This window comes from Cupriavidus oxalaticus, assembly GCF_016894385.1.
GTDB lineage: Bacteria > Pseudomonadota > Gammaproteobacteria > Burkholderiales > Burkholderiaceae > Cupriavidus > Cupriavidus oxalaticus.
This window is the reverse complement of record NZ_CP069812.1, coordinates 3,740,872-3,755,080: the sequence shown is the minus strand read 5'-3', so window position 1 is coordinate 3,755,080 and position 14,209 is coordinate 3,740,872. Positions and strand designations below refer to the sequence as shown.

Sequence of the window (14,209 nt, the reverse complement as noted above, 5' to 3'; positions counted from 1 at the left end):
GCGTTTGGTGCAGTCACGCAGCAAGACAAAGAACAATGCCGGCGCACACGCCGGTCCGGCCGCAGAGGAGACCGTAGCGCATGGCACAACCGATGACGGACGATCCGGCTTCCGCTGGCGCTGCCGAGGCCGCAGGCACCGCTACAGCCCCTGGCCCCGCCATTGCGCACGCACCCGTGCCAAGCCGCCAGCGCATGCGCGACGGCACCGAACTGTTGCTGCGCACCTGGCTCCCCGATCCCGGCCGCTTTGCGGAACCGCTTGGCTCGGTGCTGCTGGTGCACGGGCTTGCCGAACATGCCGGGCGCTACCAGCACGTTGCCGACCTGCTGTGCGGATCGGGATTGCGCGTGCGCGCATTCGACCTGCGCGGCCACGGCGCCAGCGGCGGTGCGCGCATGGTGGCCGATCATCCCGACATCTATCTGGAGGACCTGGCCGAGATCTACGATGCCGCGCTGCATGGCTGGAACGAACTGCCGATCCTGCTCGGCCACAGCATGGGTGGGCTGATCGCGGCGCGCTTTGCCACCGCGCGCGTGCGCCCGGTGCGCGCGCTGGTGCTGTCATCTCCCGCGCTGGCGCTGCGGCTGGCGCAGCCGGTGCTGGCGCTGCACCGCGTGCTGCTGACGCTGGCGCCGCGCCTGCGCGTGCCCAACCCGATCGACGCGCGGCACCTGTCGCACGACCCGGCCGTGGTGGCGGCCTACCGCGCCGACCCGCTGGTGCAGACCACCATCACCGCCAGCGTGCTGGAGAGCTTTATCCGCGGCATGGCGCAGGCACAGGCCGATGCCGCGCGGCTGGAGGCGCCGATGCTGATGCTGGTCGGCGGCGCCGACCGCGTGGTCGATCCGGCTGGCAGCCGCAGCTTCTTCGACAATGCGCCGGCCGACCTGCGCGACGAGGTCTGGTATCCGCACGGCTACCACGAGATCTTCAATGAAGCGCAGCCGCTGCGTGGCGAAGTGTTCGCGGCGCTGAGCGACTGGCTGCAGCGGCACCTGCAACCTTCTGCAACCGCCAGGCCGCCACCGGCCTAAGTCCGGAACACCGACTCCGCCACGCCGAACACCGCGGCCACCACCGGGTCGTCGCGGCGCGTTGCCAGGCACACCAGCGTCAGCTCAGTCTGCACCGACATGCCCTCGACGATCGCCAGTCCGTGCGCATGCGACTCGCGCAGCGCAATCGAATCGCGCACCAGCGACAGTCCCACGCCGGACCGGACCAAATCCAGCATCGACGCTTCCTGGTCCACGTGCGCCACCTTGGGTACGCCGGCCGCGTCGACGCCCGCCTGCGCGAAGCGCTCGCACAGCAGGCGGTTATGCGCCGACTCGGGCGGCGTCCAGATCCACGGCAGTGTCGCCAGCTGCGCCCATGAGCGCAGCGCGGTGCGCTCCTTCCAGCCCTTGGGCGCCACCACGTAGTAAGAGAAGGGCGTCAGCGTGAGCGCATGGAAGCTCGCGTCGGGCGGCTGGCCGAGGTAGAAGCCGACATCGAGCGCGCCACTGCGTACCTGTTGCAGCACCCAGCCTGACATGCCATGGCGCAGTTCCGTGCCGATCTGCGGATGGCGCTCGACCAGCGTGCGCAGCATCGGTCCCAGCCGCGTGAATTCCGGGTCGAGGATGGTGCCGATCGCCAGGCGCCCGCGCACCGTGTGATGCATGGCATTGACGGTGTGCTGCAGGTCGCCGACGCCGTCGAGGATGCGTTCGGCCAGCGGCAGCAACGCGGCGCCGTCCGCGGTCAGTGTCAGGCCGGCGGCGGTGCGTTCGAACAGCTTGATATGCCACGCCGACTGCAGCGCCTTGAGCTGCAGGCTGACCGCGGGCTGCGTCAGGTGCAGCCGCTGCGCGGCGCGGGTGAGGTTGCCCTCGCGGGCGACGGCGACGAATGCGCGCAGGTGGTGGAGGTCCAAGGCAATGGGGGCGGTTCGATGGCCGGTGGTGCGGCGCAATATTTAGCGCGGCTTATATTGCGCTTGACGATAAATCATTGGACGGGGCGGTGCAACTGCACCAAGCTTGCGCTCATCACGGCCCGTCTGCGCCATGCGCGGCAGACGATGTTGCGGCGATGTTATTACCGCGCGCAATGATGGGGGCCGATCCTCGATATCCAGTATCAAGCAGGAGTGGAAGTGGAAGACATCCTTGCAGAAGCCAGCGCTGTGCAAACTACCGTTGGACATTTCATCGGGGGCCGGCAGACGCGTGGCGCGTCGCAACGCCTGGCCGATATCTTTAACCCTGCGATCGGCGAAGTTGCCGCGCGCGTGGCGCTCGGCACCACGCAGGACGTTGCCGACGCGGTGGCCGCCGCCAAGGCCGCCTTTCCGGCCTGGTCCGAGACCCCGCCGCTGCGCCGTGCGCGCATCCTGTTCAAGTTCAAGGAACTGCTCGACCAGCACCACGACGACCTGGCCGCGCTGATCACGCGCGAGCATGGCAAGGTGTTCTCCGACGCCAAGGGCGAAGTCACGCGCGGCATCGAGGTGGTGGAGTTTGCCTGCGGCATTCCCAACCTGCTGAAGACCGATTTCACCGACAACGTCGGCGGCGGCATCGACAACTGGAACCTGCGCCAGCCGCTGGGCGTGGTGGCGGGGATCACGCCGTTCAACTTCCCGGTGATGGTGCCGATGTGGATGTTCCCGGTGGCGCTGGCATGCGGCAATACCTTCGTGCTGAAGCCGTCGGAGCGGGATCCGTCGCCGAGCTTGCTGATTGCCGATCTGCTGCGGCAGGCCGGCTTGCCCGATGGCGTGTTCAACGTCGTGCAGGGGGACAAGGAAGCAGTCGATGCGCTGCTGGCGCATCCGGACGTGCAGGCGTTGTCGTTCGTCGGCTCGACGCCGATTGCCGAGTACATCTATACGGAAGGGACGAAGCACGGCAAGCGGGTGCAGGCGCTGGGCGGGGCCAAGAACCACCTGGTGGTGATGCCTGATGCGGATCTCGACCAGGCGGTCGATGCGCTGATCGGTGCGGCCTATGGGTCGGCTGGCGAGCGCTGCATGGCGATTTCCGTTGCCGTGGCCGTCGGTGACGTCGCGGACAAGCTGGTGCCGCGGCTGGCGGAGCGCGCGCGTGCGCTGAAGATCCGCAACGGCATGGAGTCGGACGCCGAAATGGGTCCGCTGGTGACCGGGGCGCACAAGGCCAAGGTGGAGGGGTATATCGCCAAAGGCGTGGAAGAAGGGGCGACGCTGGTGACCGATGGGCGGGGGCACAAGGTCGACGGGCATGAGAACGGGTTCTATGTCGGCGGCACGCTGTTCGACCATGTGAAGCCCGACATGACCATCTACAAGGAAGAGATTTTCGGGCCGGTGCTGTCGGTGGTGCGGGTGCATGACTTTGCCGAAGCCGTTGCACTGATCAATGCGCATGAGTTCGGCAATGGGGTGTCTTGCTATACCAGCGACGGTGGGATTGCGCGGGCGTTTGCCCGGCAGATACAGATAGGTATGGTTGGGATTAATGTTCCCATCCCTGTTCCGATGGCCTGGCATTCATTTGGTGGATGGAAGCGGTCGTTGTTTGGGGACCACCATGCCTATGGGGAAGAAGGGGTGCGGTTCTACACGCGCTACAAGAGCGTGATGCAGCGGTGGCCGGATTCCATTGCCAAGGGGGCAGAGTTTACGATGCCGGTGGCCAAGTAAGGTCTTGATTGCTTTGTGTTTTTGCTGCGGCCACAAAGCACGCATCCCAACCACAAGAAAGCCATGGATACATTCGACTACATCATCGTTGGCGCCGGCTCAGCCGGCTGTGTCCTGGCAAACCGCCTGACCCAGGACCCGGACATCAACGTCCTGCTGCTGGAAGCCGGCGGCAAAGATGACTACCACTGGATCCACATCCCGGTAGGCTACCTGTACTGCATCGGCAACCCCCGCACGGACTGGCTCTACCGCACCGAAGCCGAAGCCGGCCTGAACGGCCGCTCGCTGGGCTATCCCCGCGGCCGCGTGCTGGGCGGATGTTCTTCGATCAACGGCATGATCTACATGCGCGGCCAGCGCGAAGACTATGACGACTGGGCCCGCCTGTCCGGTGACGACGGCTGGAAATGGGACAACGTGCTCCCGCTGTTCAAACGCTGCGAAGACCACCACCGCGGCCCGAGCGAATTCCATGGCGCCCATGGCGAGTGGCGCGTCGAAGCGCAGCGGCTGCGCTGGGACATCCTCGAGCGCTTTGCCGATGCGGCGGAACAGGCCGGCATCCCGCGTACCGAGGACTTCAACCAGGGCGACAACTTCGGCGTCGGCTACTTTGAAGTGAACCAGCGCCGCGGCATCCGCTGGAACACCGCCAAGGCCTTCCTGCGGCGCGCGTCGGAGCGCCCGAACCTGACCATCGTCACCGGCGCGCAAGTCAGCGCGCTCACCTTCGATGGGCGCCGCTGCACTGGCGTGAAATATATTGGCGGCGGGCAGCCGCATGCCGCGGCAGCGCGGCATGAAGTCATCCTCTCTGCCGGTGCGGTCAATACGCCGCAGCTGCTGGAGCTGTCCGGCATCGGCCAGCCGGAACGGCTGCGCGGACTCGGCATTGACGTACGCCACGCCCTGCCCGGCGTGGGCGAAAACCTGCAGGACCACCTGCAGCTGCGCACCGTGGTCAAGGTCAACGGCGTGCGTACGCTCAACACGCGGGCCTCCAGCCTGTGGGGCAAGCTGTGCATCGGTGTCGAGTACGCCTTCAACCAGAGCGGGCCGATGAGCATGGCGCCGTCGCAACTGGGCGCATTCGCGCGCTCGGATCCGTCGCAGGCGCGGCCCAACGTGGAGTACCACGTGCAGCCGCTGTCGCTCGACAAGTTCGGCGATCCGCTGCACGCATTCAATGCCTTCACCGCCAGCGCCTGCAACCTGCGGCCGACGTCGCGCGGCAGCGTGCATGCGCGCAGCGCCGATTTCCGCGACGCGCCGGTGATCGCGCCCAACTACCTGTCGACCGACGAAGACCGGCGTGTCGCCGCCGATTCGCTGCGCCTGACACGCCGCATCGTGGCATCGCCGGCGCTGGCGCCGTACCAGCCCGAGGAATACCTGCCGGGTGCCGCGTTCCAGACCGACGAAGAGCTGGCCGAAGCCGCCGGCAGCATCGGCACCACCATCTTCCATCCCGTCGGCACCTGCAAGATGGGGCGCGGCGACGACGGCATGGCGGTGGTCGACAACCGGCTGCGGGTGTTCGGCATCGAGGGACTGCGTGTGGTCGATGCCTCGGTGATGCCGCTGATCACCTCGGGCAATACCAATTCGCCAACCATCATGATTGCCGAACGCGCCAGCGACATGATCCGCGAAGACCGCCGGCGCGGCGCGGGAGCCGCGGGAGTGATGGCGCCGGCGCCACTCGCCGCGGCGGAAAGCGCCTGAAGGCGGCAGGCTGCGCAGCATGGGGAATCGCGGGCAGAAGCGCGCAGGCGCCAGGTGGCGTTTGCTGATCATGTGCGCCTGCAAAAAAACTGACACTTGGTTCATGTTTCATAGTGCAAACCCCGATGTTTTGCGATGCAACAGGCGCACACAATAGACGCCTCGGAGGATGCGCGGGCAGCACATTGTGCGTGCCCCTGTTCTCCGGCGGGAGCCGCCCCGCACAGCCATGACAAAGACACCGCAGCACGCCGCGACCACGGACGTGCCTGACGGACGCGGCACAGGGCCTACAGGCCGGTTCGGACCATCAGTCAGTGCCGGGCATCACCCGGCGTACAACGAAGGGCGGGCAGGAGACATGAACCAGCAGGAAACCATCCTGGAAACGCGGAACCTCACCAAGGAGTTCAAGGGGTTCACCGCGGTGAGCGACGTCAACCTACAGGTGCGCCGCGGCTCGATCCATGCATTGATCGGCCCCAACGGCGCAGGCAAGACCACTTGCTTCAACCTGCTCACCAAGTTCCTGGAGCCGACCACCGGCACCATCGTATTCAACGGCATCGACATCACCCGCGAAAAGCCCGCGCAGATCGCGCGCCGCGGCGTGATCCGTTCGTTCCAGATCTCGGCCGTGTTCCCGCACCTGACGGTGATGGAGAACGTGCGCATCGGGCTGCAGCGGCAACTCGGCACGGCGTACCAGTTCTGGCGCAGCGAGCGCTCGCTCGATGTGCTCAACGACCGCGCCATCGAGCTGCTCGAGCAGGTGGGGCTGACCGAGTTCGCGCGGACGCTGACGGTGAACCTGCCATACGGGCGCAAGCGCGCGCTGGAGATCGCCACCACGCTGGCGATGGAGCCCGAGCTGATGCTGCTCGACGAGCCCACGCAGGGCATGGGCCACGAGGACGTGGACCGCGTCACGCAGCTGATCAAGAAGGTCTCCGCCGGCCGCACCATTTTGATGGTCGAGCACAACATGAGCGTGGTCTCGTCGATCGCCGACAAGATCACCGTGCTGCAGCGTGGCGCGATCCTGGCCGAGGGCCCTTACGCCGAGGTGTCGAAGGACCCGCGCGTGATGGAAGCCTACATGGGCACGGCCGATGCCGAGCTGCAGGGCGCGCACTGAAGCGGGGGATGAGCAAATGAGTACGATGAGCACGAACAACACGCCCGCCCTCGCAATCAAGGGCCTGCAGGCCTGGTACGGCGAATCGCACATCCTGCACGGCGTCGACCTCACCGTGAACCGCGGCGAAGTGGTGACCCTGCTGGGCCGCAACGGCGCCGGGCGCACCACCACGCTGCGCGCGATCATGGGCCTGACCGGCGCGCGCAAGGGCTCGATCAAGGTCAATGGCCACGAGACCATCGGCCTGCCGACGCACAAGATCGCGCACTATGGCATCGGCTATTGCCCGGAGGAGCGCGCGATTTTCTCCAGCCTGTCGTGCGAAGAGAACCTGATGCTGCCGCCGGTGCTCAAGGGGGCCGACACCAGCCAGGGCATGAGCGAGGCCGAGATCTACGAGATGTTCCCGAACCTGAAGGAGCGCCGCCAGAGCCAGGGCACGCGTCTTTCCGGCGGCGAGCAGCAGATGCTGGCGGTCGGGCGCATCCTGCGCACCGGCGCGAACCTGCTGCTGCTCGATGAAATCTCGGAAGGGCTGGCACCGGTGATCGTGCAGGCGCTCGCGCGCATGATCCTGATGCTCAAGCAGAAGGGGTACACGGTGGTGATGGTGGAGCAGAACTTCCGTTTCGCCGCGCCGCTGGCCGACCGCTTCTACGTGATGGAGCACGGCAGCATCGTCGAACGCTTCGCGGCCAATGAGCTGGAAGCCAAGATGCCGGTGCTGCACGAACTGCTCGGGGTCTGATCCTGATCCGGGATCGATGATTGCTGTTTGGCAGGAACGGGTGGCGCACGCCGCCGCAAATCAGGAGACAAAGAGATGAAGAAGACTCGGCTCGCGGCCGCGATGGCGGCCATTGCCATGGGTGCGGTTTCGTTCGGCGCTGCCGCGCAGGTATCCGGCGACACCGTAAAGATCGGCTATATCACCGACATGTCGGGCCTGTACGCCGACATCGACGGCCCCGGCGGCCTGGAAGCCATCAAGATGGCGATCGAGGACCACGGCGGCAAGGTACTGGGCAAGCCCATCGAGATCGTTTCCGCCGACCACCAGAACAAGGCGGATATCGCCGCCTCCAAGGCGCGCGAATGGATGGACCAGCAGGGCCTGGACATGCTGCTGGGCGGCACCAACTCGGGCACCGCGCTGGCAATGAACAAGGTCGCCTCGGAAAAGAAGCGCGTCTACATCAACATCGGCGCCGGCACCGCGCGCCTGACCAACGAAGAGTGCTCGCCGTACACGGTGCACTACGCCTATGACACGGTGGCGCTGGCCAAGGGCACCGGCAGCGCGGTGGTCAAGCAGGGCGGCAAGTCGTGGTTCTTCCTGACCGCCGACTACGCCTTCGGCCACTCGCTGGAAAGCGACACCGCCGCGGTGGTGAAGGCCAACGGCGGCACGGTGGCGGGGCAGGTGCGCCATCCGCTGTCGGCGTCGGACTTCTCGTCGTTCCTGCTGCAGGCGCAGTCGTCCAAGGCGCAGATCCTGGGCCTGGCCAACGCCGGTGGCGACACCATCAACGCGATCAAGGCGGCCAAGGAATTCGGCATCACCAAGTCGATGAAGATCGCCGGCCTGCTGATGTTCATCAACGATATCCATAGCCTGGGCCTGAAGAACACCGAAGGCCTGCTGATGACCGACAGCTGGTACTGGGACATGAACGACGACACCCGCAAGTTCGCCAACCGCTTCTTCAGCAAGATGAAGAAGATGCCTAGCAGCCTGCAGGCGGCGGACTATTCGGCGGCCAGCACCTACCTGAAGGCGGTGGAAGCCGCCAAGACCGACGATCCGGACAAGGTCATGGCCGAGCTGAAGAAGATGAAGATCAACGACTTCTACACCAAGGGCTATATCCGCCAGGACGGCCGTGGCATCCACGACATGTACCTGATGCAGGTGAAGACCGCGGCCGAGTCGAAGAAGCCGTGGGATTACCTGAAGGTGGTGGCAACCATCCCGGGCGACCAGGCATTTACGACGGTGGCCGAGTCGAAGTGCGCGATGTTGAAGAAGTAAGAGCCGTCGACACTGCGACGGTTTGCTCCCCTCTCCCGCTTGCGGGAGAGGGGCAGGGGGTGAGGGCTTGAGCGCCAAAGGCTGAGGCCGGTGGGCTAACCACCATTGGCCCTGCCAAGGCCGCTATGCTGGAACAAACCGAAGGCTTCGCTTCATGTGGTTCCTCGCTAAACCGCCCCTCACCCCAACCCTCTCCCCGTGAGGGGAGAGGGAGAACACCTTGCTTAGGCTAGCTCGGGCGGCTTTGGTGCACCCAAAACCGTTGGCTCCGCTTAGTGTCTGCCAACAACCAGCAATCGATGCCCATGGACATCTTCGGAATTCCCCTGCCTGCCATGCTTTCCCAGCTGTTGCTGGGGCTGGTGAACGGCGCCTTCTATGCGATGCTGAGCCTGGGCCTTGCCGTCATCTTCGGGCTGCTCAACGTCATCAATTTCGCGCACGGCGCGCTCTTCATGCTGGGTGCTGTGCTGGCCTGGATGGGCATGGAGTACGCCGGGCTCAACTACTGGATCATGCTGCTGCTGTCGCCGCTGGTCGTTGCCGCTATCGGGGTGGTGATCGAGAAGACCATGCTGCGCTGGATCTACAAGCTCGACCACATCTACGGCCTGCTGCTGACGCTGGGGATCACGCTGGTGATCGAGGGCATCTTCCGCTCGATCTACGGCGTGTCAGGGCTGCCGTACTCGACGCCGGACGTGCTGCAGGGCGCGACCGACCTCGGCTTCATGATCCTGCCCAACTACCGCGCCTGGGTCGTGGTGGCATCGCTGATCGTGTGCTTTGCCACCTGGTATGTGATCGAGAAGACCAAGCTGGGCGCCTACCTGCGCGCCGGCACCGAGAACCCCAAGACGGTCGAGGCCTTCGGCGTCAACGTGCCGCTGATGGTGACGCTGACCTACGGCTTCGGCGTGGCGCTGGCGGCGTTTGCGGGGGTGCTGGCCGCGCCGGTGATCCAGATCTCGCCGCTGATGGGCCAGAACCTGATCATCATCGTGTTCGCGGTGGTGGTGATCGGCGGCATGGGCTCGATCATGGGCTCGATCCTGACTGGCCTCGGGCTGGGCGTGGTCGAGGGCCTGACCAAGGTGTTCTATCCTGAAGCATCGTCGACGGTGGTGTTCTTCATCATGGTGATCGTGCTGCTGCTGCGCCCGGCCGGGCTGTTCGGGAAGGAGAAGTGATGAGCGCACCAACCACATCATCGACGCAGCCCGCGGTGGCTGCCAACGCGGGCCAGGCAGGAAAGGGACAGGGCGTGCAGAAGAAACTGTTGTACGGATTGCTGCTGCTGGCGCTGATCGCCGCGCCGCTCGCGGGTGCCTATCCGGTATTCGTGCTCAAAGTGCTGTGCTTCGCGCTGTTTGCGTGCGCGTTCAACCTGCTGATCGGCTATACCGGGCTGCTGTCGTTCGGCCATGCGGCCTTCTTCGGCGGTGCCGGCTACGCGGCCGGCCATGCCATGAAGGCCTGGGGCGTGACGCCGGAGATCGGGCTGATCCTGGGCACGGCCACCGGCGCGCTGATCGGCTACGTGGTCGGCTCGCTGGCGATCCGGCGCCAGGGCATCTACTTCTCGATGATCACGCTGGCGCTGGCGCAGATGCTGTTCTTCATCTGCCTGCAGGCGCCGTTCACCGGCGGCGAGGACGGGCTGCAGGGCATCCCGCGCGGCAAGCTGTTCGGCGTGCTGCCGTTGTCTGACGACCTGACGCTGTACTACGTGGCGCTGGTGATCATCGTCGCGGCCTTCGCGCTGATCGTGCGCACGGTGCATTCGCCGTTCGGCCAGATCCTGAAGGCGATCAAGGAGAACGAGCCGCGGGCGATTTCGCTGGGCTACGATGTCGATCGCTTCAAGCTGACCGCCTTCGTGCTGTCGGCGGCGCTGTCGGGCCTGGCCGGGTCGATCAAGGCGCTGGTGCTGGGCTTCGAGACCCTGACCGACGTGCACTGGTCGATGTCGGGCTCGGTGATCCTGATGACGCTGGTGGGCGGCCTGGGCACCTTGTCGGGCCCGATCGTCGGCGCCTTTGTGATCGTGGCGCTGGAGAACAAGCTGGGCGACATCGGCAGCTTCCTGGCCTCGGCCACCGGCCTGCAGTGGTTCAACACGCTGGGCGAGTCGGTGACGATGGTGACCGGCGTGATCTTCGTGATCTGCGTGCTGACCTTCCGCCGTGGCATCATGGGCGAACTGCTGGCCCGGTTCGGCCGCAAGCACGAGTGATCGTGGGTCGACATGCCCGATTCTGGGGCTAGGGTTTTTTCTAGCTTGTCCTCAGTGCACCGCTTCGTTACATTCCACATACGGTTTTCGCAGGTTAAATGGAGGCGGAAGCGAGGAGACGACAGGCGCGCACCCGGTGTCGGGTAGCAGCGTTATAAAATAAAGGGCGTTGCCGGGTGATCCTCGGCAACGCTTTTTTCATTGGTGCTTCGCCCACGACGGCAGTGAGCCCTCGATTTCCCCTCGGTGCCGTACTTGCCTCATTTCCGGGCATCCATGCCGGATCGGCATCACCCCGGTCCCCGCCGCATGCGACAATGCGGGCGCTTTCCGTTGCCCGCCATGCCTGCTTATCCCCCCGATTCCCAAGATCCGCCGCTTCCAGGCGACTCGGGTTCTCCCGACGCCACACCGCTGCAGCCCATGCCGCAGGTGTGGGTACGCGCGGGCCAAAGTGCCGATGGCGCCATGCTGGAGGCCTGGCTGGCTGCCGTGCAGCCGGTGCCGGTGCCGGCGGCCAGGGCGCGGCGGCTGATGCTGGACGAGTTGCTGGCGCAGTCCGGGCGCGGGATCTGCCTGCTGGCCCATGGCGCAGCGTCGGACGACGTGCTGGCGTGCCTGCCGGTGGCGCTGGTGCCAAGCCTGGAACTGGCGGGTCTCGCCGCCCTGGCCACGGAATGGTGGGTACGCCCCGGCCTTGATGCCGGCATGGCCCGCGCCTGCCTGGACGCCAGCTGCGCGACGCTGGCCGACTGGGGGCGCGCCCATGGCATCCGCCATGCGCTGCTCGCCCCGGCGCTGGCCGGCGCCCACGGCGGCGCGCCGCCCGGCTTTGCCCCGCATGCCGGCGGCATGTGGCTGCGCAGCCTGGTGCCGGCGGCCAAGGTGCTCGGCTGAGCCGCGGCTGACGCATCCCGTCTTTTCCTCCTCGCGTTTTTCTTCCCTGTTCCTGCAATGATGGAGTTTGCATTCCTGGCGGTTGCCGCCTTTCTCGCCGGCATGATCGACGCGGTCGCCGGCGGCGGCGGCCTGGTCCAGATCCCGGCGCTGTTCTCCGCCTATCCCGGCATGGCGCCGGCAACGCTGCTGGGGACCAACAAGGTAGGGTCGATCGCCGGCACCGCCAACGCCGCGCTGCGCTATGGCCGCAGCGTGCGCATCTACTGGGGCGCGACCGCGCCGGCTGTGGTGGCGGCCTTTGTCTTCTCGATGGCCGGCGCGTGGGCGCTGACCATGATCCCGGCCGAGCCGATGCGCAAGGCGCTGCCGTTCATCCTGGTGATACTGCTGGTGTATACGCTGGCCAAGAAGGACCTGGGCGCGGAGCATGCGCCGACGCTGAAAGGCGGCCGGGAACGGCTCGCGGCGTTGCTTGCCGGCGCGGTGCTCGGCTTCTACGATGGCGTGTTCGGTCCCGGCACCGGCAGCTTCCTGATGATCGTGTTCGTGCGCGTATTCGGCTACGACTTCCTGCATGCCGCGGCGTCGACCAAGCTGGTCAACCTCTCCACCAACCTGGCGGCGCTGCTGCTGCTTGCCAGCAAGGGCCATATCTGGTGGCAGCTGGGGCTGGTGATGGCGGTGGCCAATGTCGCGGGCAGCCAGGTGGGCAGCCGGCTGGCGCTGCGCCATGGCAGCGTGTTCGTGCGCAAGGTGTTTATCGTGGTGGTGAGCGCGCTGATCCTGAAGACGGCGTGGGATGCCTTTGCGCGCTGAGCGGCTGAGCGCAGTCTTGATGCGGGTTAATCCTGCTTTTCGCGTCAAGTCGCTGTGATAGACTCGATTCGCATTCCCGACCGCACGGTCGGCGAATGACAGAAGCGCCAATTCCGGGGAGTTCCGGGGAAAATGGGGCCGGTTCGCCAGCGGCGAGCGGTTCTCGGCGTGGACGGGAAATGGGGAACGTGCGTCATTGTTCCTGGCAGTAGCGCAGGTGCCGGCGATGTGCCTGCGTGGACCCGAGGGGTCGGCAAAAATGGGCATCCGCCGGTGGACGCCGGACGGATGCCTTTCCGTTTCAGGAACCGAAGGAGACAAGATGGATTTCAAGCGCGCCAGCCTGCTGGCAATCGCGGCGGCCAGCCTGGTTGCCGGTGCCGCCCAGGCACAGGTCAAGGTCGGGGTCACGGTGTCGGCAACGGGTCCGGCGGCATCGCTGGGTATTCCGGAGAAGAACACCTTCACGCTGATGCCGAAGGAAGTCGCGGGCAAGAAAATCGAGTACATCGTCCTGGACGACGCTTCGGACACCACCACCGCGGTCAAGAACACCCGCAAGCTGATCAGCGAAGACAAGGTTGACGTGGTGGTCGGTTCCACCGTGACGCCGAACTCCCTGGCCATGGTCGACGTGGTCGCCGAGAACGATACGCCGATGATCACCATGGCCGCCTCGGCCCGCATCATCGAGCCGATGGATGCCAAGCGCGCCTGGGTCTTCAAGACACCGCAGAACGACTCGCACATGGCCACCGCGATTGCGGAGCACATGGGCAACAATAACGTGAAGACGGTGGCCTTCATCGGCTTCGCGGATGCCTATGGCGACAGCTGGGCGCAGGAATTCGCCAAGGTGGCGGACATGCGCAAGATCAAGGTGGTCGCCAACGAGCGCTTTGCCCGCACCGATACTTCAGTGACCGGCCAGGTGCTGAAGATGATGAGCGCCAACGCCGACGCGGTGCTGATCGCAGGCTCGGGTACGCCCGCGGCGCTGCCGGCCAAGACGCTGAAGGAGCGCGGCTACAAGGGCAAGGTCTACCAGACTCACGGCGTTGCCAATGCTGATTTCCTGCGGGTCTGCGGCAAGGATTGCGAAGGCACGTTCCTGCCTGCCGGCCCGCTGCTGGTAGCGGAACAACTGCCCGACAGCAACCCGGTGAAGAAGCCGGCCATGGCCTACAAGACGGCCTACGAGAAAGCCTTCGGCGGCCAGGTCTCGACCTTCGGTGGCCATGCCTGGGATGCGGGCCTGATCCTGCAGCACGCCATCCCCGAGGCGCTTAAGAAGGGCCAGCCCGGCACCAAGGAATTCCGCAAGGCGCTGCGCGACGCCATGGAGCAGACCAGGAACCTGCCGGTGTCGCACGGCATCATGAACATGAGCGCCACCGACCACCTCGGCTTCGACCAGCGCGCACGCGTGATGGTGCAGATCGTCGACGGCAAGTGGAAACTGCTGAAATAAGCCGCTGCACAGAATTCCTGGGGACAGTGAAGCAGAGGTGAAGCAGGGCGCATGGGTTATGCCATGCGCCTTTTTTCTGTTCGCACGGCAATACCTAGGGTTGCGGAGTATTTCTGCAATAAGCAACCCGTTTACCATTTCGTAAATCCCAACGCGCGCAGCGCCCTGTCGGCCCCCTTCGAAGCAGGCAGGTATTTCAACGATACGGG

12 protein-coding genes are annotated in these 14,209 nt (G+C 65.5%); 11 read left to right on the top strand and 1 reads right to left on the bottom strand.

The annotated features are described in order from the left end of the window. Window positions 1-80 precede the first annotated feature (80 nt). Complete coding sequence (locus JTE92_RS29815; protein WP_063240051.1) at window positions 81-1,043, top strand: alpha/beta hydrolase; 963 nt, start codon at window positions 81-83, stop codon at window positions 1,041-1,043. Here the strand turns inward: JTE92_RS29815 and JTE92_RS29810 are convergent. Next, complete coding sequence (locus JTE92_RS29810) at window positions 1,040-1,927, bottom strand: LysR family transcriptional regulator (RefSeq protein ID WP_063240052.1); 888 nt, start codon at window positions 1,925-1,927, stop codon at window positions 1,040-1,042. The two genes, JTE92_RS29815 and JTE92_RS29810, sit on opposite strands and share 4 nt — an antisense overlap. Before the next feature lie 252 nt (window positions 1,928-2,179). Between JTE92_RS29810 and JTE92_RS29805 the strand changes: the two genes are divergently transcribed. The 10 genes from JTE92_RS29805 (at window position 2,180) to JTE92_RS29760 (ending at window position 14,000) form a co-directional block, all read left to right on the top strand. Continuing rightward, the gene (locus tag JTE92_RS29805) at window positions 2,180-3,676 is read left to right on the top strand and encodes a CoA-acylating methylmalonate-semialdehyde dehydrogenase (protein WP_371136918.1); all 1,497 of its coding nucleotides are present in this window, start codon (window positions 2,180-2,182) and stop codon (window positions 3,674-3,676) included. A 63-nt stretch (window positions 3,677-3,739) separates the two neighbouring features. Next, window positions 3,740-5,404 (top strand): GMC family oxidoreductase, encoded by a 1,665-nt coding sequence (locus JTE92_RS29800; protein ID WP_063240054.1) that lies wholly within the window; start codon window positions 3,740-3,742, stop codon window positions 5,402-5,404. Between the two features lie 361 nt (window positions 5,405-5,765). After that, window positions 5,766-6,542 carry an ABC transporter ATP-binding protein gene (locus JTE92_RS29795; RefSeq protein WP_116386731.1) on the top strand — a complete coding sequence of 259 codons (777 nt, stop codon included), beginning with the start codon at window positions 5,766-5,768 and terminating at the stop codon, window positions 6,540-6,542. A 25-nt stretch (window positions 6,543-6,567) separates the two neighbouring features. Then, window positions 6,568-7,293: an ABC transporter ATP-binding protein gene (locus tag JTE92_RS29790; protein ID WP_204620462.1), complete on the top strand. Its 726-nt coding sequence runs from the start codon at window positions 6,568-6,570 to the stop codon at window positions 7,291-7,293. A gap of 75 nt (window positions 7,294-7,368) precedes the next feature. Next, on the top strand, window positions 7,369-8,577 hold the full coding sequence (locus tag JTE92_RS29785; protein ID WP_063240848.1) for an ABC transporter substrate-binding protein: 1,209 nt from the start codon (window positions 7,369-7,371) through the stop codon (window positions 8,575-8,577). Between the two features lie 305 nt (window positions 8,578-8,882). Beyond that, window positions 8,883-9,767 carry a branched-chain amino acid ABC transporter permease gene (locus tag JTE92_RS29780; protein ID WP_063240849.1) on the top strand — a complete coding sequence of 295 codons (885 nt, stop codon included), beginning with the start codon at window positions 8,883-8,885 and terminating at the stop codon, window positions 9,765-9,767. Next, window positions 9,767-10,813, top strand: coding sequence for a branched-chain amino acid ABC transporter permease (locus JTE92_RS29775; protein ID WP_063240850.1), 1,047 nt, complete (start codon window positions 9,767-9,769; stop codon window positions 10,811-10,813). Before JTE92_RS29780 ends, JTE92_RS29775 begins: the two co-directional genes overlap by 1 nt. Window positions 10,814-11,281: 468 nt before the next feature. Further along, window positions 11,282-11,710: a hypothetical protein gene (locus JTE92_RS29770; protein WP_239477825.1), complete on the top strand. Its 429-nt coding sequence runs from the start codon at window positions 11,282-11,284 to the stop codon at window positions 11,708-11,710. A 60-nt stretch (window positions 11,711-11,770) separates the two neighbouring features. After that, window positions 11,771-12,529: a sulfite exporter TauE/SafE family protein gene (locus JTE92_RS29765; protein WP_063240852.1), complete on the top strand. Its 759-nt coding sequence runs from the start codon at window positions 11,771-11,773 to the stop codon at window positions 12,527-12,529. Between the two features lie 322 nt (window positions 12,530-12,851). Further along, a complete protein-coding gene (locus tag JTE92_RS29760) occupies window positions 12,852-14,000 on the top strand; it encodes an ABC transporter substrate-binding protein (RefSeq protein ID WP_063240853.1) in 1,149 nt (382 codons plus the stop codon). Window positions 14,001-14,209: the final 209 nt, after the last annotated feature.